Raw genomic sequence first — 1,714 nt, 5'->3', positions numbered from 1 at the left:
GCCTCGAACAGCGAGACCAGGGTCGCGGCGGCGTCGCCGACCGGCGAGGTGAGCGCGGCGTCGACCGGGAATTCGGTGGCGTTCCAGCGCTCGATCACCAAGGCACGCTCGGCGTCGTCGAGCAGGTCGATGTCGCCGACGGTGACCGACGGATCGGCGGCGATGCCGTGCAGCACGCGCACGAACCGCTCGGCGAACGTCCCGGCGAACACGCCGTCGAACAGGTCGGTGGCGTAGACGAGTTCGGCGTCCATCGCCGTCTCGGCCCCGGGGACCTCGCTGAGCGTGAGTTGCAGGTCGAACTTCGCCGTCGGCTGGTCGATGCCCAGCTCGGAGACGGTGAGGCCGGGCAGTTCCAGCGCGGTGCGGCCGAGGTTCTGGAACGACAGCATCACCTGGAACAGCGGGTGCCGCGCCTGCGAACGCGCCGGGTTGAGCACCTCGACCAGCCGCTCGAACGGCACGTCCGCGTGCGCGAACGCCTGCAGGTCGCGTTCGCGGACCCGGGCGAGCAGATCGGCGAACGACTCGGCGGTGTCCACTTCGGCGCGCAGCACCAATGTGTTGACGAACATGCCGACCAGATCGTCGAGCGCCTGCTCACCACGACCGGCGACCGGGATGCCGATAGCGATGTCCTCGGAGCCGCTCAACCGCGCCAGCAGGGCGGCGAAGGCGCCGTGCACCACCATGAACAGCGTGCTGCCATGCGTCTGCGCGACCCGGTTCAGGTCTTCGATCAGCTCGCCCGGCACCCGGAACCGGTAGGTGCCCGCGCCGTAGGAGGCGACGGCGGGCCGCGGACGACCGGCCAGGCGCAGTTCGTCGGGCAGCCCGGCCAACGTCTCACGCCAGTAGTCGAGCTGCTCGGAGATCAGCGAGGTCGGGTCGTCCTCGGAGCCGAGCGTGTCGCGCTGCCACAGCGCGAAGTCCACGTACTGCACCGCCAGCGGCGGCCAGCCCGGCTCAGCCGCCGAGGTCCGCGCCACGTAAGCGGTCATCAGGTCGCGCACCAGCGGACGCATGGAGAAGCCGTCGGCCGCGATGTGGTGCACCACGACGACCAGCACGTAGTCGTCCGGTCCGAGCCGGTAGGCGCGCAGGCGCACCGGCGGCTGGGCGGTCACGTCGAAGCCGCGCTCGACGAACTCGTAGAGCACGCCGAGCAATTGCCCCTCGGCCACCTCCACCACGTCCAGCTCGGGAATCGCCCTGGTGGCGTTCAACACCCGCTGGTAGGCCACGCCGTCGCGAGACGGGTAGATGGTGCGCAACGACTCGTGCCGTCCGACCACGTCGGCGACCGCGCCGCGCAGCGCGTCCAGATCCAGCGCGCCTTCCAGCCGCACCGCGGCCGGGATGTTGTTCGCAGCGGAGTCGGCGTCGAAGCGGTTGAGGAACCACATGCGCTGCTGCGCCAGCGACAGCGGCGGGTGCTCGGGACGCACCTGTGCCGTGAGCGCTTGGCGCGCACCGCTTCCCGCGTGTGACTCGATCCGCGCGGCAAGCGCGCCCACGGTCGGGGCCTCGAACAACACACGCACGCCGACCTCGGTGTTCAGCGCGGCGCTGACGCGGGCGGTCACCTGCGTGGCGACCAGCGAGTTGCCGCCGAGCTCGAAGAAGTCGTCGTCCACGCCCACGCGCGGCACGCCGAGCAGGTCGGCGAAGATCTCCGCGACGATCTCCTCGATCGGAGTCGAGGGAGCGCGGA

The 1,714-nt window shown here is 70.8% G+C and carries 1 protein-coding gene; it reads right to left on the bottom strand.

What is annotated here, in order from left to right; all coding sequences use genetic code 11:
• The coding region (locus ACWEH3_RS35995) for a condensation domain-containing protein (protein WP_452358510.1) at positions 1-1,714 on the bottom strand (1,714 nt) is incomplete at both ends.

This window comes from Nocardia sp. NPDC004718 (genome assembly GCF_053601535.1).
This window is presented reverse-complemented; position numbering and strand designations above follow the sequence as displayed.